We start from the raw sequence: 21,634 nt of genomic DNA on the forward strand, positions 1-21,634 counted from the left end.
ATGTCGACCCCTCAAGTGGCCGTAGTGATTCCGACCTACAACGGACGCCGCGACCTGGAACGCCTGCTCGACTCCCTGGCGCTCCAGACCGCGACCTTCGACACCCTGATTGTCGACTCCAGCTCCAGCGATGGCACCTTCGAGCTGGCCTGCGCGCGCTGCCCACGGGTGCAACGCATCGACAGCAAGGACTTCAACCATGGTGGCACCCGCCAATGGATGGTCGAACACAACCCCGGCTACGAGCTCTACGTGTTCATGACCCAGGATGCCTACCTGGACGATCCCGACGGCATTGCCAATATCGTCCGGCCGTTTGCCGACGAGCAGGTCGGCGCCGTCTGCGGCCGGCAACTGCCGCACCTGGATGCCACCCCCCTGGCCGAGCACGCCAGGTTGTTCAACTACCCGCCGGACTCCCAGGTCAAGAGCCTGGCCGACGCCCCCCGGCTGGGCATCAAGACCGCCTTCATCTCCAATTCCTTTTCCGCCTATCGGCGCCAGGCACTGATGCAGGTCGGCGGCTTCCCGCAGCATGTGATCCTGTCGGAAGACATGTACGTCGCCGCGAAAATGCTCCAGGCCGGCTGGAAGGTCGCCTACGAAGGCAGCGCCCGTTGCCGGCATTCCCATAACTACAGCCTCGGTGAAGAGTTCCGACGCTACTTCGATATCGGCGTCTTTCACGCCCGCGAGCCGTGGATCCGCCAGCAGTTCGGCGGGGCCGGCGGCGAGGGCCTGCGCTACGTGATCTCGGAGCTGAAGTTCCTCGGCCCCGCCCGTTGCCTGGCCTGGCCCGGCTCACTGTGGCGCAATGCGGTGAAACTGCTCGCCTACAAACTGAGCCAGCAAGAGCGGCATCTGCCCAGGCGGCTGAAAAAGAACCTGGGCATGTACAAGCGCTACTGGGACAGCCCGCACGCCTGATTTGGCAGACCTTCAAACGATGAGGATTTTTCCGATAACCATCAGCGAACAACCCCAATTGACCCAGAGACGAAATAAGGCGAACTTCTTCAAGCTCTTTTTATCGAGCGAATAACACTCTGGACCTGAACCATCGAGGAAGCATATTCACATGGAAGTCGAGCTACAGCACTGCGCGGCACCGCACTTGAGCGCCGCGGCCCACGAGCCGGGCCATCACGACGCCAAACCGCAACGCCCGCCCCGCCATGACAAGGCCAAGACGATCCGTACCCCTGGAGGCGATGCTATGGAACCCCGAATCACAGAGCTGGAAACCCGCTTCGAATACATCCACCGTGACCTCAATGAGGTGCGCAACGATGTGAAATCCATCAAGGGCCGACTCACCTACATAGCCGGCGCCGCGGCGGTCATCGGCGCGCCCCTGGTCTGGATTGCCAACAATCGCATGGACCAGATCCTGCTGCTGCTGACCTCCTGACCTCCTGACCTCACCCGTTACCCGCGTCGCGCCGCCGGGGCGCGCCCGGGAACCTCGCGACCTCAAAGGTTGCGGCCAGCGCCGGGCGGGCTTACAGCGAAATCGGCTTACGTCCGGCAAACGAATGCGCCAGGGTTCCGCCGTCCACCAGTTCCAGTTCCCCACCCAGTGGCACGCCATGGGCGATACGCGAGGTGATCAGGCCTTTATTGGCCAACAGTTGGGCGATGTAATGAGCCGTGGCTTCGCCTTCAACCGTCGGGTTGGTGGCGAGGATGATCTCGGTAAAACTGCCCTGCTCTTCGATGCGCGCCAGCAGTTGCGGGATACCGATCGCTTCCGGACCGAGGCCATCGAGGGGCGACAGATGTCCCTTGAGCACGAAATAACGGCCACGGTAGCCCGTCTGCTCCACGGCATAGACGTCCATCGGGCCTTCGACCACGCACAGCAAGCTGTCATCACGCCGAGGGTCGGCGCACTGTGGGCAGAGGTCGTCTTCGGTGAGCGTGCGGCACTGGCGACAGTGGCCGACGCCTTCCATGGCCTGGCCCAGGGCCTGGGCCAGGCGCGAGCCGCCACTGCGATCACGTTCGAGCAGTTGCAGGGCCATGCGTTGGGCGGTTTTCTGGCCGACGCCGGGGAGTACCCGCAAGGCATCGATCAGTTGGCGAATCAGGGGGCTGAAGCTCATGGCAAAGGGTCCGACAGAACACGAGACGCGGTTTATAGCCGCGCCTCCAGCCAGCGTCCGGGGATCACGCTGGAACACAATTCCTTGTAGGAGCGAAGCTTGGTCCGGCGTCGTTCCGACGAAGAAGCACTCGGACCGCTAAAAGCTTCGCGGCGGTGCGGCGTCCCGACAAGCCACGCTCCTACAAGGTAAGGCAACTGGCGCCTTAGAACGGCATCTTGAAGCCCGGCGGCAGCTGCATGCCGGCGGTCATGCCGGACATCTTGTCCTGGCTGTTGCTTTCAATCTTGCGCGTCGCATCGTTGAACGCCGCGGCGATCAGGTCTTCCAGCACTTCCAGGTCTTCGTCCTTCAGGCTCGGGTCGATGCTGACGCGCTTGACGTCATGACGACCGGTCATCACCACGGACACCAGGCCGGCGCCGGATTGACCGGTCACTTCGGCGTTGGCCAGTTCTTCCTGCATCTTGGCCATCTTTTCCTGCATCTGCTGCGCCTGCTTCATCAGGCCGGCCATGCCACCTTTCATCATGGGAATCACCTCAAGAGTTACATGTACAAAGAGATGCAAGGCAAAGGCCTGGCATCGTTCAGTTATTAGCCCTGGACCACCAGGGCATCGACAGGTTCGATTGTATCGCCACGGATCACCGCACCGAACTGTTGCATCATCTGCCGGATAAGCGGGTCGGCATGAATCGACGCCACCGCTTCGTCCTGGCGTTCGTGGCGCCGACGGGAAGCCGCCTGGGCCGGGGTTTCCTGCTCGGGCTTGATCAGCTCGATGGTCAGCTTCAGCGCACGCCCGTGATACTGGTTCAGGGCGTCATTGAGACGGCGTTGCTGCGTGGCGTTGAACAAGGCGCTATGGGCCGGGTCCAGGTGCAGCAACCAGTCGTCACCGCTGACCGCCATCAAGGTGCAGTTGGCCGCGATGCTGCCGGTCATGCCAGAAACCGGCAGTTTCGGGAACAATTCCAGCCACTCCAGCGCCAGGCCGGTGGCCGGGGCCGCCGCGGGTTGCGGCTCGGGCTCCGGGGCCGGATCGGCGGCGTGCTCGCTGGCCAGTTCGTCGAGATAGCTGTAGGCCGAATCGATATCCGGCTCGATATAGTCTTCATCCAACGGCGGCTCGTCGTCCAGGTCCGGACCCGGCGTCGCGGCCTCCACCTGGGCGGGCGTCGGCTCGGGCAGGGTCGCGGCGACCCACTCGGGCGCATCCGGAACCACGCTGTCCGGCGTCGGCAGCGGCATGGCCGCCAGCTCCGGCTGTTCGGCGACGGTTTCCAGCACCGGTTCGACAGCAGGCTCCTGCAGTATTTCCTCGGGCTCGACCGGATCGTTCCACGGCAGATCCACGACCTCCACCGCCGGGACAACGGGCTCGGCCGGTGGCGGCGCGGCCGCCACGACAGGGGTCACCGGCACGGCTTCGACCGGCGCAGCAACGGGCACCGGTTGCGCGGCAATCGGCGCTGCCACTTCGGCAGGCGCAGCCGCTACCACCGGCGTCTCGGCAACAGCAGCGACCACGGGTGCCACAGGTGCGGCTGGCGCGGCAACGGCTGCGCCAGCCACACTCTGTGCGGAATCAACTGTGGCCTGGCTGATCCCCACTGGCTTTAGCGGCGGTCTCGGCGGCGCCGTACTGTCGGCCGGACGGAACGCCAGCATGCGCAGCAGCACCATCTCGAAACCGCCTCGCGGGTCTGGCGCCAGCGGCAGGTCGCGCCGGCCGATCAAACCCATCTGGTAATAAAACTGCACATCTTCGGCCGGCAGGGCCTGGGCCAGCGCCAACACCCGGTCGCGGTCGCCATGGCCATTGTCGACACCCTCCGGCAACGCCTGGGCGATCGCCACGCGGTGCAGCACATTGAGGATTTCCGACAACACGCCGTTCCAGTCCGGCCCCTGTTCGGCCAGATGCCGCACCGCTTCGAGCAGGGCCTTGGCATCACCGTCGATCAACGCCTGCAACACGTCGAAGACCTGGCCATGGTCGAGGGTACCGAGCATCGCCCGCACATCGGCGGCCATGACCTTGCCTTCACCGAAGGCAATGGCCTGGTCGGTCAGGCTCATGGCATCGCGCATCGAACCGTCGGCGGCGCGTCCCAGCAACCACAGGGCATCCTCTTCGAACGGGACGTTCTCGACCCCGAGCACGTGGGTCAAGTGCTCGACCACCCGTTCGGGGGTCATGTTCTTCAGGGAGAATTGCAGGCAGCGCGACAAAATCGTTGCCGGAAGTTTCTGCGGGTCCGTGGTCGCCAGGATGAACTTGACGTAGGGTGGCGGCTCTTCCAGGGTTTTCAACAGCGCGTTGAAGGAATGGCTGGAGAGCATGTGTACTTCGTCGATCAGGTAGACCTTGAAGCGCCCGCGGCTCGGGGCGTACTGCACGTTGTCGAGCAGTTCGCGGGTGTCCTCGACCTTGGTCCGGCTCGCGGCGTCGATCTCGATCAGGTCGACGAAGCGCCCCTCGTCGATCTCCCGGCAGACCGAGCAGGTCCCGCAGGGGGTCGAGGTAATGCCGGTCTCGCAGTTCAGGCACTTGGCAATGATCCGCGCGATGGTGGTCTTGCCGACACCGCGGGTACCGGTGAACAGGTAGGCGTGGTGCAGCCGCTGGCTGTCCAGGGCATTGATCAGAGCCTTGAGCACATGGGTCTGGCCGACCATTTCGCGGAACGAGCGCGGACGCCATTTACGTGCAAGAACCTGATAACTCATCGATAACCATCGCGTCGGGGAAGCGGAAGACCGCTAATGCTAGCGGAGCAGGGGTAAAAATGCATCCGGCATGGGATGCTAATCTGGTTAAGCTGCACTTTGTGCATGGATTGGCGGCCTTGTGATGCTCCCGCCGGAGAGTTTGATGCGTGCAGTTTTTTACGCCCTGGCCTTGATGACCGCCCCTGCTTTCGCTGCCCCGGCGCCGTTGCGCTTCTCCGTGGCCGACAGTTGGAGCATGCCGATCATAGAGATCGAGCACGGCCAACCGACCCAAGGTATTTTGTATGACCTGATGACCAGCCTGGCCCACCAGGTCGGCAGCCCGGCCGAGTTTCATGTGCTGGCCCGCGCCCGAGTGCAGAGCGCCATGGAACGCGGTGAAATCGATGTGCGCTGCTATGCCGCGCAATCCTGGCTACCGAACCAGTCCGGCGACTATATCTGGAGCATCCCCTTCCTCACCCAGCGCAACCTGCTGGTCAGCAAGGCCAGGCCGCCCAAAGCGATGACCCTGAAAGATCTTGAGCCACAACGACTCGGCACCGTACTGGGCTACTCGTACCCGGCCATACAGGCGCAGTTCGAAAGCGGTCGGTTCATCCGCGACGAGGCGCGCAATGAGCAACAGGTCCTGCAAAAACTTGAGGTCGGCCGCTACGCCTACGCCATCAGCAGCCAATGGGCACTGGACTGGTTCAACCAGACCCGCATGCCGGACCAACAGTTGCACGCGGTGACGGTCGTGCAGGAAGACGCCGTGGGCTGCTTTGTGCGCAACGACCCGGCCCTGCCGGTACAACGCATCCTCAGGACCTTGCTGCGCATGAAAATGTCCGGGGAAATCGACCGGACCATCCACCTCTATACCGGGCATGACGACCAGAGGGACGCGCTCGAATCAGGTGACACTGCGCCATAAGGCCGGTGGCTCGAACGCCTCGACCCAGGCCGGCACCTCGTCCGCCGACATCGGCCGAGCAATGAAATAGCCCTGCGCCACCTCACACCCCAGGCTCATCAGCAACCGACCATGCTCGGCGGACTCCAGCCCCTCGGCAATCACTTCCCGGCCAAACGCACGGGCCAGGCCGATCACCGCCGTGGTCAGGGCTAGGTCATCCTGGTCATGGAGAATATCGCGCACGAACGAGCGATCGATCTTGATGGTCTGGCTGGGCAGGCGCTTGAGGTAACTCAGGGACGAGTAACCGGTGCCGAAGTCATCCAGGGAAAAACGCACCCCCAGCGTCTGGCAGTCTTGCAGGCACTGGCTGACCCGCTGGATGTTCTCAATGGCCACCGACTCGATGATCTCCAGATCGAGCATATGCGGCGGCACCTCGGCGTGGCGCATCAGCAAGGCGCGCAGACGCTCGACGAAATCGCCACGCTGGAAATGCCGGGCGGCGATATTGAGGCTGACCGGCCACTCGTGCCCCGCCTGGCGCCAGGCCTGCATCTGCGCCATGACCTGGTCCATGACCCATTCGCCGATATCGATGACCACATCGGTCTGGGCCACCAGCGGCAGGAACGCCTGGGGCTGGAGCAGACCTTCGTGCGGGTGCTGCCAGCGCATCAGCGCCTCGAACCCGACCACGCTGCCGGTGCGCATATTGACCTTGGGCTGATAGACCAGGCGGAACTCACCATTGGCCAGGGCCTGACGCATCAATGCCACGGTCTGGTGAGTGGCCTTGACCTCCTGGTCCAGGGACACGTCGAACAAATGGAAACGATTGCGCCCACCTTGCTTGGCCAGGTACATCGCCTGGTCGGCATGGCGCAACAGGGTATCGGCGTCCTCGTCGTCGGAGGGAAACAGTGTCACGCCGATACTCGCATCCACATGGACGGTCTGGCCGAGTATCGAATAGGGTGCCGAAATGGCGCCGAGCACCCGTTGCAACGCGGCGTTCAGCTCCTCGGCGTCGTGCACATAACGCAGAATCAGCACGAACTCGTCACCCGCCAGCCGCGCCACCACATCCTCCCCGCGCATGATGCCGCGCAGGCGCTCCGCCACTTCCACCAGGAGCCGGTCGCCGCTGGCATGCCCATAGCCATCGTTGACCGCCTTGAAACCATCCAGGTCGAGCATGCAGACCGCCAGCGGAATGGCTTCGCGTCGGGAAAAATCCAGGGCCTGGTTCAGCAGGTCCGACAGAAACGCCCGATTGGGCAGGCCGGTCAGTACATCGTGCCCCACCCGCCACTGCAGGGTATGCAGCAGACGCAGCTTTTCGCTGACATCGAAACGGATCGACACATACTTGCGGACCTGCCCGGTGGCCTCATCCAGCAGCGGCACCATGGTGCTGTCGACCCAATACAGGGAACCGTCCTTGGCGCGGTTGCAGACTTCGCCTTTCCAGACCCGGCCCTGGGCAATGGTGCGCCACATATCGACAAAAAATCCGGACGGGTGGTAGCCAGAGTTCAAGATGCGGTGATTCTGCCCCAGCAGTTCATCACGGCTATAACCGGAAATCACACAGAATGGATCATTGACGTAGGTGATCCGCCCGTTCAGGTCGGTCTCGGAGAAAATGGCGGCGACGTCCACGACCCTGCGATACGTCTCATCCATGAATCAGCTCACCTGGGCGGCTAGAGGTTGTCCCGAATTCGCAGCACAACCGCGCCTGGCGGCATCGCCTGGCCGTACTTCGACGAAGATCAACTAGGATTAAATGAAGGCCATCATTGGCTGGGACAGGTATTTTTGGCTGTCCTGAGACAATGCGTTGTTCAGGGCTTATGACCGTCACGGCATGGGCACCCAAGAAATGCCTGGATTTCCCGTTTCACAAATATTTCACCGGAAACCGGATCACCAAATACCTGTCCTAAATGCTGATTCTACGAATTACATCACATTATGCAATAGAAGGTGATGAACCATGGCGTTGTCTAATGTAAAGATTTATCGTTAAGTTCTTGATTCTAAATGGGAATTGAGCGATGGAAATTTCAAGTTTGGGTACGGCCATCAGGCGCTACCGCAAGGTAGCGGGGCTAACTCAGGCTGAACTCGGAGAGAAAACCGGTTTTGACCCCAAAACCATCAGCCGCTTCGAAACCGGCAGTTACACCCCCAGCGTCGAGGCCTTGTTCCTGTTTGCCGATGTCCTGGGGGTGAAGCTTAAAGCCTTTTTCACAGATCTGGCTGACGAAGACGAGCAGCGTGCCTACCTGTTCGGCGTCATCCACAACGCTCCCCCGAAGGACCTGGGAAAGCTGATCGCGGCGGTCGATCTAGCCTTGTCCAAGCCTTAGTCTCACGCCTGTCTGTTACCAGGATACGCTCGCCAAATGGCTACACACTGCGCTGCCCCACCCCGCTGCTGCGGGGCTGGGCGGACACCGTGGCGGGTTGCCGCCGCCCTTCCAGATTGAGCGCCAGCACACTGCCCAGGACAATCGCGCCGCCGACCATCACCAGCACTGAAACCCCTACCCCCAGGACCAGCGCCGCCAACAGCATCGCCACGGGCGGAATCAGATACAGCGCAATGGACGAACGGCTTACCAGCGAATGGCTCAGCACATAGGCCCAGGCCAGGTAGGCCAGGGCACTGGGGAAAATCCCCAGCAACAGCACCGCGACATTGACCCGCAGCGGCGCCGCCACCACCTCCTGCGCCAGCCCCGGCGCATAGACACAGAGCAACAAGGTCCCGGCCCAGACCATGTAACACACCGTGGTCAGCCCGCTGTAATGCCCGGAATAGTGTTTTTGCAAGGCGAAATAAAGACTCCAGGACAGCGCCGCGAAGAGAATCAGCAAGGCCCGGGGATCGAACGTCCCCACCCCATGATCGCCCCAGACCACCACCAGGGCACCGGCCAATCCCGACAGCACGCCGAGCCAACGGCCGAGTGACACCGACTCCTTCAGCCAGAAAAACGCGATCAAGGTGCTGAACAGCGGCGTGGACTGCGACAGCACACTCCCCGCCCCCGGACTGACCCACTGCTGACCGTAGTTGAGGCTGATGTGATGGAGGAAAATCGCGAAAAAGCTCAGCGCAAACAACCAGGGCAAATCCCTCAGGCGTGGCAGCGCGATCCCCTTCAGCAGCGCGACCAGCGCCATGAACAGCGAGGCAATCAAAAACCGCAACAGCGCCAGGTGCCCGGGGCTGTAGCTTTCCAGGCCGATATGGATTCCCACGGGCGAGTAGGCCCAGCAGAGGATGACGACAGTGGTGGCCAGAGGGACTTTTAAAGCGGACAGGGCTTTCACGAGCGTGCGATATCCAAGATGATCCGAGGTGTGCGCACAGTCTCGAGCGGCCTGTCAGCCAGAACAATTGATCAATATTGAGTCGAGAATTCACCGGGAGTGAATCATGGAACTGGCGCAACTGCGCATGGTGAAAGCGGTCGCCGAAACCGGCAGCATCGCCCAGGCGGCGCAGCGACTGCACTGCGTACCGTCGAACATCACCACGCGGGTCAAGCAGCTGGAAAGCGAACTGGGTACCGACCTGTTTATCCGCGCCGGACGCGGCCTGAGCCTGAGCCCGGCCGGCACGGTATTCCTCGACTACTGCACGAAAATCCTCGGGCTGGTGGACGAAGCCAAGCGCGCCGTCGACGCCAACACCCAACCGTCGGGCCTCCTGCGCATCGGCGCGATCGAGTCCTGCGCCACCGTGCACCTGCCCGCGCTGCTGGCCGAGTATCAGCAGGCCTATCCCGGCGTCAGCCTGGAATTGACCACTGGCAACTGGTCACAACTGCTGGAAGACGTACGGCAACGTCGCCTTGATGGCGCCCTGGTCGCCGCCGATATCCAGCACCCGAAAATCGCCAGCAACGCACTTTACCGTGAACAGCTGGTATTGATCAGCGCCGCCGGCAGCGGTCCGATCCAGGAGGCCGCCGACCTGCGCGGCAAGACCTTGATCATGTGGCCCAACGGCTGCCCTTATCGCGCGGCCCTGAAAAACTGGGTGCAGCCCCATGACCCGCAGCCGGCCATTGCCAGCTATGCCAGCTGGGCCACCATCATCGGCAGCGTGCATGCCGGTGCCGGCGTATCCCTGGTGCCCGAGGGCATCCTGCAACGTTATGAGCAGTCCGCCAGGCTCGAAACCCACCGCTTCGCTGAACTGGCGCCGGTGGAAAACTGCTTTATCTGGCACAAGGAGACAACTCGCCATCCGGCTCGCGATGCGTTTGCCCGGCTGTTGCAGGAGCGCCTGGAACAGAGGGATCGCTGATCACTCAGCGGTTTTTTCATTGATCTGCGCGACAAGCTTTTCCAGTTGGCGCATCTCGACGACCAGATGGGCAGCGTTTCTCCCGAGAAAACTCCCATGCTCCACCAACAGCAGACCAACGACCTGCACGCCCTTCATGGCGCTGGTCGCTTCGGCCCAAGCGACTTTTTTCTCGAGTTTGGAGTGAAAACCCTCGCTGTCGGAGGGGCCCAACTTACCGACCACATTGCTCAACTTGCTCATTGAAAAAGGCTGGCTGAGCACTTTGCACTCGATCAGAAGGGCGACCTGCCCGGAGGGGTGCAATGCCAATACATCGATTTCCCCGGGTACTTTCTGGCCACTCTCGTGCTCCAGGCGAGACTCCGTGGCTTGCCAATATCCGGAATCACTGACCCCACCGGCTTTCCAGCCGGCCTTGCGGAGCAATTGCACCGCGGCATTTTCAAAAGGCTGCGAGACATGCACGCGAAAGGACTCATCGTCCACAGGAGCCCCGCCATAGCCCACGTAGCGGAAAACAGAGTGTTCAACAAAACAATTCACGGAGTCGACTATGGTCATGACGCTTGTGGAAAATGTCCTGTCATCAATCCGCACGACAGGCCGCTCGACCAACATGTTCGAGGGATAGCTCCTCACTCGGTCCGGGTACCAGGACTCCTGCCAAAAACAGGCTTCGAGAGACTGTTTCGCAAGCACGGGGTCATCACCGAAAGCATCGGTGACAATAGGCAGATCCTCGAATAGCACCACGCCGGCCATGCGCTTCGACCCGGTCGACTTGATGTGACGCACACAGGCCAACAACACCAGCCGGGCATTGAGCCCAATCCAGAATGCCGGGTTCTTTCCGGCCAGCGCAAAGACCGTTCCGGCAAACAATTCAATCGTGGTGGAGTCACGCCCCGACAGGACGAGAGAGACGGCCTGGGAAAACCGCAAGAGGTCCTTCCAGATAACCGCTTTCGAATGTTCAAGCGTTCTCTGGTTTTCACCGTAGGGCGCTGCCATGGCGTTCCAGCGCCCCAACAGCCGCTGGTCAGCCTTGTCTGAAAACTCGAATCCATGGGACCTGAGAGCGACCGCTTGAAAGTTGAAAACCTGGCTGCTCTCGTAGAGCTCTCTCAATTGCTCCCAGGCAATCGCCGCATTGACCAACTTGAGCAACTGGGCGGCGCTTCTATCAACGGCCAACGGTTCCTTGCGATTGGGCCATATGAGCGCGATCGTCGTTTTCAACGACGAGCCACACCAAGGCACCTTCTTGCGCCAGTTCTTCTGGCCGTAATAGAAATCGTCCACCGCCTCGATCAGTGCGGGAATGGCGAGTCTCGGGTCAACCCGGCGCGCCAGGGCATCCAGATCGTTCCTTGCCCATTCAATCGCCGACTGCCATTGCTCATCGCTCTGCAAGAGCCCCAGGCCTTGGGCGGCCAGGCTGTCCGACGTCCTGGAAAAGCAATGACGGCTCCCCGCGATGCTGGCTTTACGCAGCTTGTCGGCCAACTCGCGAGCCTGCTTGTAGATTCGTGAGGACGCCTGGAATGGATACCGTTCTCGTGCCATTTGCTGCCTCGCAATCCTGGCCAAAAACACGCTGTATCAATGGCACCAGAGTGCCACAAATCCATCGTCACACCACCCCAAGCCCCCTGAAAGCGACTACACGCCTTCTCTAGCGCGACCTTCGCCCCTTCAGCTATCCTGCCGACCAAATTAATTCAAAATGTAAGGGACTACGATGAAACATCATCTGCGCCAGCTATTGGCCGCAGTGGCGCTCAGCAGCCTCACTTTGCCTGCCCTGGCCGCCAGCTCTCCCGCTCCGGCGCCGACCGCCAGCACCCCGCCCCACCAAACGACTGAACAATGGCTGGCTACCCTCAAGCAGCAGCACGGTACCATTACCCTGCCCAGTGGCATTGCCACGCTGCAACTCAATGACGATTTCTACTACCTGTCGCCGGCCGACACCGAGCGTCTGCTGACCGAAGGCTGGGGCAACCCGCCCGGTCACAAGACCCTGGGCATGATCATTCCCAAGTCGACCAGCCCGCTGGCGGACAATGGCTGGGGCGTGATCGTCAGCTACAAGAACGACGGGCATATTTCCGACGATGACGCGGCCAAGATCGACTACGCCGACCTGCTCAAGCAGATGCAGGCCGATGATGAGGAAAACAACAAGGAGCGTCACAAGCAGGGTTATGCCGGCCTGTCGCTGCTGGGTTGGGCCGAGCCACCGAGCTACGACCAGGGCAGCCACAAGATGTACTGGGCCCGTGAGCTGAAGGCCGACGATGCGCAACAGACCACCCTGAACTACAGCATCCGCGTGCTGGGTCGCGAGGGAGTCCTGGAGCTCAACGCGGTGGCGGCGATGGCCGATTTGCAGACCATCAAGCTGGAAACGCCGAAGATTCTGGCATTCACCAACTTCACCGACGGCAACCGTTATGCCGACTATGACTCCAAGACCGACAAGCTGGCACCCTATGGGCTGGCGGCGTTGGTGGCGGGCGGTCTTGCGGCCAAGGCCGGGCTGTTCGCCAAGATCGGCGTAATGCTGCTGGCCCTGAAGAAATTTATCGTGGTGGGACTGGTGGTGGTTGCCGGGTTCTTCCGCAAGTTGTTCAAGCGCTAACCCTTGTGGGAGCTGGCTTGCCAGCGATAAACGTCAACGATGACGCGGAGCGCCTGACGCCCCGCTCTCTTGCGACGACAATCGCGCGAGCAAGCCCGCTCCTGTAAAAAACACTCTGAGCGTTTCGGCACAATGGCCGAGCGCAACGGCACAACGACCCGTTCAGTCCCTCAATACACTTGTATCTCCTCTCCCTACCAAGACGAGATCAGCATGAAAACCCGATTTCTCCTCACCGCCCTCACCCTCGGCCTGAGCCTCAGCGCCCAGGCCGCCGACTTCACCCTCACCAGCCGCGACATCGCCAACGGCAAGCCGTTGAGCAGCCGCGAAGTGTTCCAGGGCTTTGGCTGCGAAGGCGGCAACACCTCGCCTGAACTGTCCTGGCAAAATGCTCCGGCCGGCACAAAAAGCTTTGCCATCACCGTCTACGATCCTGATGCTCCGACCGGCAGCGGCTGGTGGCACTGGACAGTCGTCAACCTCCCGACTTCCACCCACGAATTGCCCTCTGGCGCAGGCAACCCTACTGCCAGCCAACTGCCCGCAGGTGCCGTCCAGGGCCGCACCGACTATGGTCAAGCAGGCTTCGGCGGCGCTTGCCCGCCGGCCGGCGATAAACCGCATCGCTATCAATTCACCGTCTGGGCCTTGAAGGTCGATAAACTGCCGGTCAATGAACAATCCAGCGGCGCCATGGTAGGTTACATGCTCAATGCCAACGCCCTGGGCAAAGCCACCCTCACCGCCCCCTACGGACGCTAGGAACCATGAACGCCCCCGCCGGCATCCAGCATCGCCAAAGCCGCATCGGCGCCAGTGTCATACAGGCGCGCCAGCCCCATGCACTGCAACGGGTGCCGATTTTCGTCACCACCCTGTGCCGTGTCCGCCAGGGCGAAAAGCTGATGGGCTGGGATGATCGGCAAATGCGCGTGGGTTCACGGCATCTGATCCTGATGCCGGCGGGGTGCGAAGTGGGGATCAGCAACTATCCCGGGGCACAGGGTTACTACATCGCCGATGCAGTGACCTTTCCCACGGAGCTGTTGCGGGCGTTCAGCGTTCGCTATAGCCAGCAGATCACCACACATCCTGGGCGAACGGCGACGCAGGAGCTCTGTGTACCGCTGGATAGACATACGACCCAGGCCTGGGAAAACCTGCTGGACTGCATCAACGCCGACTCGCCGGATGCCTTGCGCACCCATTACGCGGAAGCGGTGTTGTTGGCGTTGGCCCTGGGCGGTTGGGCCGGCCCGGTGCTACTGGACCGTCGAGATCCGCTGTGTGAGCGCGTGCAGCAGATTGTCATGAGCGATCCGGCACGGGACTGGACCGTTGCCAGTGTCGCAGAGCGCCTGAACCTTGGTGCGTCGACGTTGCGACGGCAGTTGGCGAACGAGGACGATAGCTTCAGCAATATCCTGGAGAACGTCAGGCTGGGGATGGCGTTGCAGTGGTTGCAGGTCACTCCGCGGCCCATCGGGGAAATTGCTGCGGCCAGTGGTTATGCTTCGGCTTCACGGTTTGCCGTGCGGTTTCGCAAGCATTATGGGTTGTCGCCGCGGGAGTTGCGGGCGGTACTTTAGGAACATCCGGTTATTCAAGCGTGGCGCAACACACTTAAACATTTTCGCATTCAGCTCTTGAACGCGGAAACATCTCATCATGCTTGATCACTTGTCCGCCCTCTACTCCATAAATACCATTCTCTCCATTCACAAAATACTACACACCCACTGGCGTTCTTCTTAATGCCGGGTATTTGTGCAACAGCTGGAGATCATTATGAACGGCCACAACCTGACTTTTAGGAACAATCCGATATGGTATGTCGCTCAGCGAGCGATAAACAATGTGTCGTGGTTTATGAAGGACCAAGCGAACAGCACGAACCAACAGCGAAACAGGGTTCTCAATACCGTCAAATCAGGCGCCTTCGACCTGCTGGGTGACGGGCAGGCGAAAGAAGTCATACTGGCACCAACCGGCAACCCCACGCATACCGATCCCTTGGTCACCGCCTACTGGTGCCCCTTTATTCAAGGCAATGTATTGCCTGGTTTTGTCGATATACCACGGCATAATCCACAGCATAATTTTGTATTCACTGCCGCCATGAACGGGTGCGCGCTGGTCACAACAACCTCTCCGGCCGGCAGCAACATGCTCAGGATTTATCATCACCAACATCCAGACAGCGCAACTATCAATCAACTGATCCTGGCCCAGGGACAATCCATTCTTTCCTGCATTGACGCCAGTGACTATTGCCGTAGCGACCAGAAATATCCTGCGCCCAACGCGTTCAACTTTCTGTTCTACAAAGAGGGCAAATGGAAGTATGTCGTGCAACCGCAAATTTTTAATATGCTGACCCATGAGGTGGCGCTGAATCCGGCCATGCAACCGAAGGTCGTGGATGTCTGATATAGCATTTTTCTCCCCACCCTTACCCCCCTGGACATCTCTGATATCACACGAGAGTCGTCAAACGAAGGTAACAGCCTTATAGAACATCCCGCCAGGTTCCGTGTGGCGTCCGGATTTGTGGCACGAGCCAGGGTGCCAAGGCTTCGGATCGAATCTTGAATTTCGGACGTGGAAAATCGAAGCGCCGATCTTGATCTGGCACTTTGACTGATATTCAGGGGGATAAGCTTTGATGGTGGGCGTTATGGAGGCAACCCCACCAGCCACACCCCGGCACACAATGTTCCCGCTGTGGCTGCTTCCTTCCGGATCTGACCAGGTTCACGGGTAATCGTTGCGGGGGGACCGATGGGGTCACCATAACGACGCCCGCCTGACGGCGAGCCGCGCCATTGTACCTAGATAACGAGAAGTTACAACCGCTTGGCGTCGATAAAAATTCGATGAGGGTCAAGTACTTGTCGGCGTCTGGTGTGTGGCGGTCCTCAGTGTGGATCAGGCCCAGCGGCCTGCCAGGGATGGCGGCGGTGGATTCACTGCCGTCATCGCCAGCAAGCTCGCTCCTACAGGGATAGGTCAGGCTGGTAGTGCTTGCTTGTCCAGCAGCTTATCCACACGACTCAAGGCCAGATCGACCAGGTGCACCACGCCCAAGGCCAGCTTGCGATTGGAACCCTGCAGGTTGTCCGCGCACTCGTAAGCCGTGGCTGAGGCGGACTGGAGGATTTCGTCGATTTGAGCCAGGGCGTCTTCGGTCGTCAGCTGTTCGCGTCGACGTCGCGAGACGTTGTCCGGTGGCAGTTCGTAATGGGCGAACGCTCGCTCAATGGCGAGTTGGCTGGCAAGAGACGACAGGTCTTCGGTTGGGGGATTGGGGGTGATCTTGAACATAGTGATGGTCCTAAGTTGCTGAGTGGGAGCCATCACCCGTTCGCTTGCACGCGAATTAGGGTGGCAGCTGTACGCAGGTGTGCAAGACCGGGGCAACATAGGAAACCCGGCAGATCCCGAAGATCTCCCGCGCACAGCCACCATAACGCCAGATTTCAGACACAGAGAATGACTGAAGGCGAGGAGCGACAGTGCGCCTGATGTTGCGAACCGGACTTGCACGTCCACATCACCGATTTTGCGGTGACGGAATGCAGACTAGCCGCCGGTTCGAACAGGCGCAACGGGCTGGGATTTTCTAGGAAATTTCAGGCAAGTGAAAGGGATCTTTCGACAACACCACACCGAGAATTGAGTGGATGCTGACAAGTAAGACTCATGCAGAAACATTGAGCCAACCTGGAGAATCTAACCATGCCCGCAAACACAGTAGTTTTTACTCACACTGACAAGCCCATCAAAGATGAAACGCTACAGTTCAAATCGCCAGAGCTGAGCACCAGCACCTTGAAGGCAATGAAAGAAGCCAGACAAGGTAGCTTGAAATCGTTCGACTCCATAGAGGACTTGATGGCGGATCTGAACGCAGAAGGATGATTTATCGAAAACCGGATGACGCGACCTTGCACTTCATCCAACTCGGCTCAAACAGCGAACTGGGCTTGTAAAAAAACCTCAGGACGCGACCTGCAACACCTCATCCGCCCGGCCACCCTCCTCCTGGATCACCAGGTGGATGAAGTGCAGCTTGGCGATGGTCGCCGGCGGTAGCACAAAGGGGTAGAAGTCCGGCTGTCCCATGCTGCGAGACAGTTCGTTGAGCATGCCCGCCAGTTCGATCCAGGCGTTGACGAACGACAGGAACGCCGGCCCCTCCGGATGTTGCGGGTCGTAGAGCGCGCTCAGGGGAAACGACGGGTAGTCGAAATCCGACTCCTTGGCGCTCATGCCAAAGCCCAGTGCCGTGTCCACCGCATCCATCATGTGCAGGTAATGCGCCCAGGTCTCAGCCCAGTCTTCCCAGGGATGCATGGTCGCGTAAGCGCTGACGAAGTGTTGCGGCCAGTCCTGCGGCGCACCCTGCTGGTAATGGCGCTCCAGGGCGTCGGCATAGCTGGCGCGCTCGTCACCGAACAGGCCGCGAAACGGTTCCAGCCAGTGACTGTTGGCAATCAGTCGATCCCAGTAGTAATGACCTACTTCATGGCGGAAATGGCCGAGCAAGGTGCGGTACGGCTCGCGCATCTGCACGCGGACTTTTTCCCGGTGTTCGTCGTCGGCCTCCTTGATGTCGAGGGTGATCAGGCCGTTGGCGTGGCCGGTCATGGGGGCCTTGCCCTCCAGGTCGACACCGACGAAGTCAAAGGCCAGGCCGCTTTCTTCGTCCCAGGTTTTCGGGATGACTCGCAGGCCCAAGGTGATCAGCTGGGCCACCAGGCGGCGCTTGGCGGTTTCGACCTTGCGCCAGCGATCCGGGTTTTCCGCGATGGACAGGTCGGGGATGGTCCGGTTGAGGGCGCACGCGGTGCACAGGGCGCTGCCGTGGGCGTAGGGAATTACCCAGTTGCAGGCGGCCGCGGTGTCGAGGTTGGCGCAGCGGCGGAACAGGCCTGCGTCGGGGTCGGTGTCCAGTTGCCAGCTCTCTGGGTAGGGGCCGGGTTGGAGGGATGACAGTACACTGCCCTGAGGCTCGTAGCCCAGGGCCGCGGAACAGGCCAGGCATTGGCTGTTGCGGAAGAATACCGATTGATCGCAACGGCAACGCCAGACCTTGCTGTTGCGCGAGGGCTCGCTGACGAAGGGCGCGGCGATGCGGGAACTGAGTTGTTCGAAGAACCGGTACATGGCGATCTCTCCAGGGGCCTGCCTAGACTAGATCATTGGGCATGGTGGTGGGTTCCCTGATGCGGGGAAGAAACATCGGCGGTCGGAACGTGGCTCGCCGCGGAAGATTTGGTGGCCTCAAGGGCCTCTTCGCGGGCAAGCCCTGCTCCTACAGTTTCGTGTCGAATGGAAGTTGTGTGTACGACATAGACCTGTAGGAGCAGGGCTTGCCCGCGAAGCTTTTGGCGGCCTCCAGGACGTCATCGCCGGCAAGCCGGCTTGTGTCTGGCGTGGAGGTTCAGACCTCGATGCCATGTCCTTTCAGGAACACCACGAATGCCTCTTCATCCAGCACCTTGAGCCCCAGTTCGTTAGCCTTCGCCAGTTTCGAGCCGGCACCCGGGCCCGCCACCACGCAGTGGGTCTTGGCCGAGACCGAGCCCGCCACCTTGGCCCCCAGGCTTTCCAGCTTGTCCTTGGCCACATCACGGCTCATCAACTCCAACGAGCCAGTCAGCACCCAGGTCTGCCCCGCCAGCGGCAAGCCTTCCACAGCCTTTTTCTCGCTCTGCCAATGCATGCCGAAATCACGCAGTTGCGCTTCAATCGCCAAGGCTCGCCGGGCATTCTCCGGCTGGGCGAAGAACTCACGCACGGCATTGGCCGGCTTTTCACTCAAGGTCTGGCGCAGATCCAGCCAGTCCGCCGCGATAACACCTTCGACCGAACCGAACTTGGTCGCCAGCTTTTCCGCCGCCGTCGGCCCCACCGAGCTGATATCCAGCTTGGCGATCAGTCCGCCCAGGGTAGTGCTGGCGGCAAACTCGGCGCCCAGCTCCCCCTGGTCCTGCAATTCCAGCCCACGCTCCAGCAGTTCCTTGATAACCGTGCGGTTGTGCTCGTCTTCAAAGAAGCTGTGGATCTCATGGGCCACTTCCATGCCGACATCCGGCAGGTAGGTCAGGACCGACGGCAGCGCCTGCATGACCCGCTCCAGCGAGCCAAGGCTACGCGCCAGAACCTTGGCCGTTTCCTCGCCCACATCGGGAATACCCAGGGCATAGATAAACCGCGCCAGGCTCGGTTTCTTGCTGTCGGCAATCGCTTCCAGCAGGTTGCGTGTCGACAGTTCGGCAAAGCCTTCCAGGTCGACGATCTGCTCGTATGCCAGGGTGTAGAGATCCGCCGGCGAGGCGATCAGCTTTTCATCCACCAACTGCTCGATGGTCTTGTCGCCCAGGCCTTCGATATCCATGGCCCGACGGGAGACAAAATGGATGATCGCCTGCTTGAGCTGCGCACCACAGGCCAATCGGCCGACGCAGCGATACACCGCGCCTTCGCTGATCGTCTCGCGACCCTTGCTGCGCTTGACCAGTTGCGTGCGTTCGACATGGGAGCCGCACACCGGGCAGCTTTCCGGGATCTGCACTGCTCGGGCATTGTCCGGGCGCCGTTCGGTCACGACCTGCACCACTTGCGGAATCACGTCGCCGGCCCGGCGAATGATCACGGTGTCGCCAATCATCAGTCCCAGACGGGCCACTTCATCCATATTGTGCAAGGTGGCGTTGGACACGGTCACGCCCGCGACCTTGACCGGCTTCAGTCGGGCCACGGGGGTGACGGCACCGGTACGACCGACCTGGAATTCCACGTCGAGCAGTTCGGTAAGCTCTTCCATGGCCGGGAATTTGTGGGCAATCGCCCAACGCGGTTCGCGGGCGCGGAAACCCAGTTCACGCTGGGACGCCAGGCTGTTGACCTTGAACACCACGCCGTCGATTTCGTACGGCAGCGCGTTACGCCGCTCACCAATGTCACGGTAATAATCCAGGCACTCACCAATGCCTTTCGCCAATTTGAGTTCGCGGCTGACCGGCATGCCCCAGGCCTTGAGTTGCTGGAGGTTGCCGATATGGGTGTCGGCAATCTCGGCGGACACCTGGCCCAGGCCGTAGCAGCAGAACTCCAGCGGACGGCTGGCGGTGATCTTCGAGTCCAGCTGGCGCAGGCTGCCGGCTGCGGCATTGCGCGGGTTGGCAAAGGTCTTGCCGCCGGCTTCCAGCTGCGAGGCGTTCAGGCGCTCGAAGCCGGCCTTGGACATAAAGACTTCACCACGCACCTCCAGGGTCGACGGCCAGCCGCTGCCGTGAAGCTTGAGGGGGATGTTGCGCACGGTGCGCACGTTGACGCTGATATCTTCGCCGGTGGTGCCGTCGCCACGGGTGGCGCCACGGACCAGGGCGCCGTCCTGGTACAGCAGGCTGACCGCCAGGCCGTCGAGCTTGGGTTCACAACTGTATTCAACTTCGGCGCCGCCACCGAACAGGTCGCCGGTCGGCAGGTCGAGGCCTTCGCTGACCCGACGATCGAACTCACGCATATCGGTTTCTTCGAAGGCGTTGCCCAAGCTGAGCATGGGGATTTCATGCCGGACCTGGGTGAAGGCCGACAGTGCCGCGCTGCCGACGCGCTGGGTCGGTGAATCGGCGCTGACCAGTTCCGGATGCTCGGCCTCCAGGGCCTTGAGCTCGTGGAACAGGCGATCGTACTCGGCGTCCGGAATGCTCGGCTCGTCGAGGACGTGGTAACGGTAGTTGTGCTGATCCAGTTCAGCGCGCAGCTCTAGAATCCGGGTGTGGGCGGCGGTCATGGAGTTCTCTCAAAAGCAAAAAGAGCAGCCGAGGCTGCTCAATATGTTAGTGCGGTAGGAGCCGGTTCGCTGGCGATGAGCGCAAAGCGCTCAGCCATTCAACGCTTCTGGGTCAAGGCGCGACGTTCGAACTCGACGATGCGCTGACGGTAGTGCTCGATGGTCTGGGCGGTCAGCACACTACGCTGGTCATCCTTCAGTTCGCCATTGAGCTCTTGTGACAATTTGCGAGCGGCGGCGACCATCACGTCGAACGCCTGCTTCGGATGACGCGGGCCCGGCAGACCGAGGAAGAAGCTCACCGCCGGGGTGGTGAAGTGGTCGATATCGTCGAGATCGAAGACACCCGGTTTCACCGCATTGGCCATGGAGAACAGCACCTCGCCGTTACCCGCCATGCTTTCGTGACGATGGAAAATATCCATCTCGCCGAAACGCAGGCCGCTTTCCAGAATATTCTGCAACAGCGCCGGGCCTTTGAAACCGTTGACGTCGCGGCTGATCACGCTGATCACCAACACTTCTTCCGCTGCCGGCTGTTCCTTTTCCTGACGCGCCGCCGGCTTGTTGCCTTCCTCGGGGAAGTCATCGTCGCGGCTGCTGAAGCTCGGACCTTCATCCAGGTCCAGGTTCAAATCGCCCTGGCTCGGCTCGCCGCCACGCTTGCCGCGCTTGGACGGCTTCTCGCGGCCTTCACGCGCCGGCATGCTCACGGACGGCAGGTCATGCTCGTCCAGCTGAGGCTCCTTGTGGGTGTCCAGCACACGGGCCGGGCCCAGCAATTCGGCGCTGGTATCCTCGTCCGGCAGGTTCGACAGGCTCCGGTCCAAACGGAACTTGAGCTTGCCCTTGCCACCGCGCATCCGGCGCCAGCCATCAAAAAGAATACCGGCAATGACTATGATGCCGATGACGATCAGCCACTCGCGCAGACCGATTTCCATGTAATCCCGTGCCTCTAAATAAATGGTTCTATGAAGAAAGGGCTGAAACCCCTTTAAAGCGTGGCGCCAACTCTATGTTCTGACAGGCATTTTTTCCCACGCACAAGAAAACTTGACATTAAATTAACACGACACAAGGAAACTTTACACCGTCTGTCGTA

20 protein-coding genes and 1 other RNA gene are annotated in these 21,634 nt (G+C 60.8%); 10 read left to right on the plus strand and 11 right to left on the minus strand.

The annotated features are described in order from the left end of the window. Together HX830_RS21720 and HX830_RS32195 are read left to right on the plus strand one after the other, a co-directional pair. Positions 1-927: a glycosyltransferase gene (locus tag HX830_RS21720; protein WP_103496703.1), complete on the plus strand. Its 927-nt coding sequence runs from the start codon at positions 1-3 to the stop codon at positions 925-927. Positions 928-1,078: 151 nt separating this feature from the next. Next, on the plus strand, positions 1,079-1,411 hold the full coding sequence (locus tag HX830_RS32195) for a hypothetical protein (RefSeq protein WP_247263002.1): 333 nt from the start codon (positions 1,079-1,081) through the stop codon (positions 1,409-1,411). Between the two features lie 91 nt (positions 1,412-1,502). Here the strand turns inward: HX830_RS32195 and recR are convergent, their stop codons facing one another. The 3 genes from recR to dnaX all read right to left on the minus strand — a co-directional run bounded on the left by recR (position 1,503) and on the right by dnaX (position 4,841). Next, on the minus strand, positions 1,503-2,105 hold the full coding sequence (recR, locus tag HX830_RS21730; protein ID WP_100939148.1) for a recombination mediator RecR: 603 nt from the start codon (positions 2,103-2,105) through the stop codon (positions 1,503-1,505). 205 nt (positions 2,106-2,310) lie between these two features. Further along, on the minus strand, positions 2,311-2,637 hold the full coding sequence (locus tag HX830_RS21735) for a YbaB/EbfC family nucleoid-associated protein (protein WP_100939147.1): 327 nt from the start codon (positions 2,635-2,637) through the stop codon (positions 2,311-2,313). 65 nt (positions 2,638-2,702) lie between these two features. Beyond that, positions 2,703-4,841: a DNA polymerase III subunit gamma/tau gene (gene dnaX / locus HX830_RS21740; RefSeq protein ID WP_177102523.1), complete on the minus strand. Its 2,139-nt coding sequence runs from the start codon at positions 4,839-4,841 to the stop codon at positions 2,703-2,705. Between the two features lie 145 nt (positions 4,842-4,986). On the opposite strand from dnaX, the gene HX830_RS21745 reads away from it, so the two are divergent. Beyond that, positions 4,987-5,763: a substrate-binding periplasmic protein gene (locus tag HX830_RS21745; RefSeq protein WP_177102526.1), complete on the plus strand. Its 777-nt coding sequence runs from the start codon at positions 4,987-4,989 to the stop codon at positions 5,761-5,763. Here the strand turns inward: HX830_RS21745 and HX830_RS21750 are convergent. Next, positions 5,743-7,434: a putative bifunctional diguanylate cyclase/phosphodiesterase gene (locus tag HX830_RS21750; RefSeq protein ID WP_103496700.1), complete on the minus strand. Its 1,692-nt coding sequence runs from the start codon at positions 7,432-7,434 to the stop codon at positions 5,743-5,745. The genes HX830_RS21745 and HX830_RS21750 overlap by 21 nt on opposite strands. A 374-nt stretch (positions 7,435-7,808) precedes the next feature. Here HX830_RS21750 and HX830_RS21755 point away from each other — a divergent pair, with 374 nt between their 5' ends. Further along, the gene (locus HX830_RS21755) at positions 7,809-8,123 is read left to right on the plus strand and encodes a helix-turn-helix domain-containing protein (protein WP_103496699.1); all 315 of its coding nucleotides are present in this window, start codon (positions 7,809-7,811) and stop codon (positions 8,121-8,123) included. Positions 8,124-8,163: 40 nt separating this feature from the next. Here the strand turns inward: HX830_RS21755 and HX830_RS21760 are convergent, their stop codons facing one another. Continuing rightward, positions 8,164-9,093, minus strand: a complete 930-nt coding sequence (locus tag HX830_RS21760; protein ID WP_177102528.1) for an EamA family transporter — start codon at positions 9,091-9,093, stop codon at positions 8,164-8,166. A 106-nt stretch (positions 9,094-9,199) separates the two neighbouring features. Between HX830_RS21760 and HX830_RS21765 the strand changes: the two genes are divergently transcribed. Beyond that, positions 9,200-10,075 carry a LysR family transcriptional regulator gene (locus tag HX830_RS21765; RefSeq protein WP_177102530.1) on the plus strand — a complete coding sequence of 292 codons (876 nt, stop codon included), beginning with the start codon at positions 9,200-9,202 and terminating at the stop codon, positions 10,073-10,075. Here the strand turns inward: HX830_RS21765 and HX830_RS21770 are convergent, their stop codons facing one another. After that, entirely contained in the window at positions 10,076-11,584 is a 1,509-nt protein-coding gene (locus HX830_RS21770) for a hypothetical protein (RefSeq protein ID WP_177102532.1), read from the minus strand. Between the two features lie 235 nt (positions 11,585-11,819). Between HX830_RS21770 and HX830_RS21775 the strand changes: the two genes are divergently transcribed. The 4 genes from HX830_RS21775 (at position 11,820) to HX830_RS21790 (ending at position 15,155) form a co-directional block, all read left to right on the plus strand. After that, positions 11,820-12,722 (plus strand): DUF2167 domain-containing protein, encoded by a 903-nt coding sequence (locus tag HX830_RS21775; protein WP_177102534.1) that lies wholly within the window; start codon positions 11,820-11,822, stop codon positions 12,720-12,722. Between the two features lie 213 nt (positions 12,723-12,935). Beyond that, positions 12,936-13,487 carry a kinase inhibitor gene (locus HX830_RS21780; RefSeq protein WP_177102536.1) on the plus strand — a complete coding sequence of 184 codons (552 nt, stop codon included), beginning with the start codon at positions 12,936-12,938 and terminating at the stop codon, positions 13,485-13,487. A 5-nt stretch (positions 13,488-13,492) separates the two neighbouring features. Further along, on the plus strand, positions 13,493-14,314 hold the full coding sequence (locus HX830_RS21785; RefSeq protein ID WP_177102539.1) for a helix-turn-helix transcriptional regulator: 822 nt from the start codon (positions 13,493-13,495) through the stop codon (positions 14,312-14,314). Between the two features lie 199 nt (positions 14,315-14,513). After that, positions 14,514-15,155 carry a hypothetical protein gene (locus tag HX830_RS21790; RefSeq protein WP_103496688.1) on the plus strand — a complete coding sequence of 214 codons (642 nt, stop codon included), beginning with the start codon at positions 14,514-14,516 and terminating at the stop codon, positions 15,153-15,155. Positions 15,156-15,412: 257 nt separating this feature from the next. Here HX830_RS21790 and ffs read toward each other — a convergent pair. Together ffs and HX830_RS21800 are read right to left on the minus strand one after the other, a co-directional pair. After that, an RNA gene (gene ffs, locus HX830_RS21795) (signal recognition particle sRNA small type) lies at positions 15,413-15,509 on the minus strand. Positions 15,510-15,734: 225 nt separating this feature from the next. Next, entirely contained in the window at positions 15,735-16,049 is a 315-nt protein-coding gene (locus tag HX830_RS21800) for a DUF6124 family protein (RefSeq protein ID WP_177102541.1), read from the minus strand. A 414-nt stretch (positions 16,050-16,463) separates the two neighbouring features. On the opposite strand from HX830_RS21800, the gene HX830_RS21805 reads away from it, so the two are divergent. Beyond that, positions 16,464-16,646, plus strand: coding sequence for a hypothetical protein (locus tag HX830_RS21805; RefSeq protein WP_177102543.1), 183 nt, complete (start codon positions 16,464-16,466; stop codon positions 16,644-16,646). Between the two features lie 78 nt (positions 16,647-16,724). On the opposite strand, the gene HX830_RS21810 is transcribed toward HX830_RS21805, so the two are convergent. From HX830_RS21810 to zipA, 3 genes are all read right to left on the minus strand, one after another. Beyond that, the gene (locus HX830_RS21810) at positions 16,725-17,894 is read right to left on the minus strand and encodes a zinc-binding metallopeptidase family protein (protein WP_177102545.1); all 1,170 of its coding nucleotides are present in this window, start codon (positions 17,892-17,894) and stop codon (positions 16,725-16,727) included. Between the two features lie 277 nt (positions 17,895-18,171). Then, positions 18,172-20,529: an NAD-dependent DNA ligase LigA gene (ligA, locus tag HX830_RS21815; RefSeq protein WP_177102547.1), complete on the minus strand. Its 2,358-nt coding sequence runs from the start codon at positions 20,527-20,529 to the stop codon at positions 18,172-18,174. Between the two features lie 98 nt (positions 20,530-20,627). After that, positions 20,628-21,473 carry a cell division protein ZipA gene (zipA, locus tag HX830_RS21820; RefSeq protein WP_152737290.1) on the minus strand — a complete coding sequence of 282 codons (846 nt, stop codon included), beginning with the start codon at positions 21,471-21,473 and terminating at the stop codon, positions 20,628-20,630. Between the last annotated feature and the right edge of the window lie 161 nt (positions 21,474-21,634).

Origin of the sequence: Pseudomonas gingeri (assembly GCF_013385425.1) — a bacterium.
GTDB classification, from domain to species: Bacteria; Pseudomonadota; Gammaproteobacteria; order Pseudomonadales; family Pseudomonadaceae; genus Aquipseudomonas; species Aquipseudomonas gingeri_D.

Bases quoted from the DNA above. Each gene is read 5' to 3' on its own strand.
- HX830_RS21720 (WP_103496703.1), top strand. From the start codon at position 1: ATGTCGACCCCTCAAGTGGCCGTAGTGATTCCGACCTACAACGGACGC.
- HX830_RS32195 (WP_247263002.1), top strand. From the start codon at position 1,079: ATGGAAGTCGAGCTACAGCACTGCGCGGCACCGCACTTGAGCGCCGCG.
- recR (WP_100939148.1), bottom strand. From the start codon at position 2,105: ATGAGCTTCAGCCCCCTGATTCGCCAACTGATCGATGCCTTGCGGGTA.
- HX830_RS21735 (WP_100939147.1), bottom strand. From the start codon at position 2,637: ATGATGAAAGGTGGCATGGCCGGCCTGATGAAGCAGGCGCAGCAGATG.
- dnaX (WP_177102523.1), bottom strand. From the start codon at position 4,841: ATGAGTTATCAGGTTCTTGCACGTAAATGGCGTCCGCGCTCGTTCCGC.
- HX830_RS21745 (WP_177102526.1), top strand. From the start codon at position 4,987: ATGCGTGCAGTTTTTTACGCCCTGGCCTTGATGACCGCCCCTGCTTTC.
- HX830_RS21750 (WP_103496700.1), bottom strand. From the start codon at position 7,434: ATGGATGAGACGTATCGCAGGGTCGTGGACGTCGCCGCCATTTTCTCC.
- HX830_RS21755 (WP_103496699.1), top strand. From the start codon at position 7,809: ATGGAAATTTCAAGTTTGGGTACGGCCATCAGGCGCTACCGCAAGGTA.
- HX830_RS21765 (WP_177102530.1), top strand. From the start codon at position 9,200: ATGGAACTGGCGCAACTGCGCATGGTGAAAGCGGTCGCCGAAACCGGC.
- HX830_RS21775 (WP_177102534.1), top strand. From the start codon at position 11,820: ATGAAACATCATCTGCGCCAGCTATTGGCCGCAGTGGCGCTCAGCAGC.
- HX830_RS21780 (WP_177102536.1), top strand. From the start codon at position 12,936: ATGAAAACCCGATTTCTCCTCACCGCCCTCACCCTCGGCCTGAGCCTC.
- HX830_RS21785 (WP_177102539.1), top strand. From the start codon at position 13,493: ATGAACGCCCCCGCCGGCATCCAGCATCGCCAAAGCCGCATCGGCGCC.
- HX830_RS21790 (WP_103496688.1), top strand. From the start codon at position 14,514: ATGAACGGCCACAACCTGACTTTTAGGAACAATCCGATATGGTATGTC.
- HX830_RS21800 (WP_177102541.1), bottom strand. From the start codon at position 16,049: ATGTTCAAGATCACCCCCAATCCCCCAACCGAAGACCTGTCGTCTCTT.
- HX830_RS21805 (WP_177102543.1), top strand. From the start codon at position 16,464: ATGCCCGCAAACACAGTAGTTTTTACTCACACTGACAAGCCCATCAAA.
- HX830_RS21810 (WP_177102545.1), bottom strand. From the start codon at position 17,894: ATGTACCGGTTCTTCGAACAACTCAGTTCCCGCATCGCCGCGCCCTTC.
- ligA (WP_177102547.1), bottom strand. From the start codon at position 20,529: ATGACCGCCGCCCACACCCGGATTCTAGAGCTGCGCGCTGAACTGGAT.
- zipA (WP_152737290.1), bottom strand. From the start codon at position 21,473: ATGGAAATCGGTCTGCGCGAGTGGCTGATCGTCATCGGCATCATAGTC.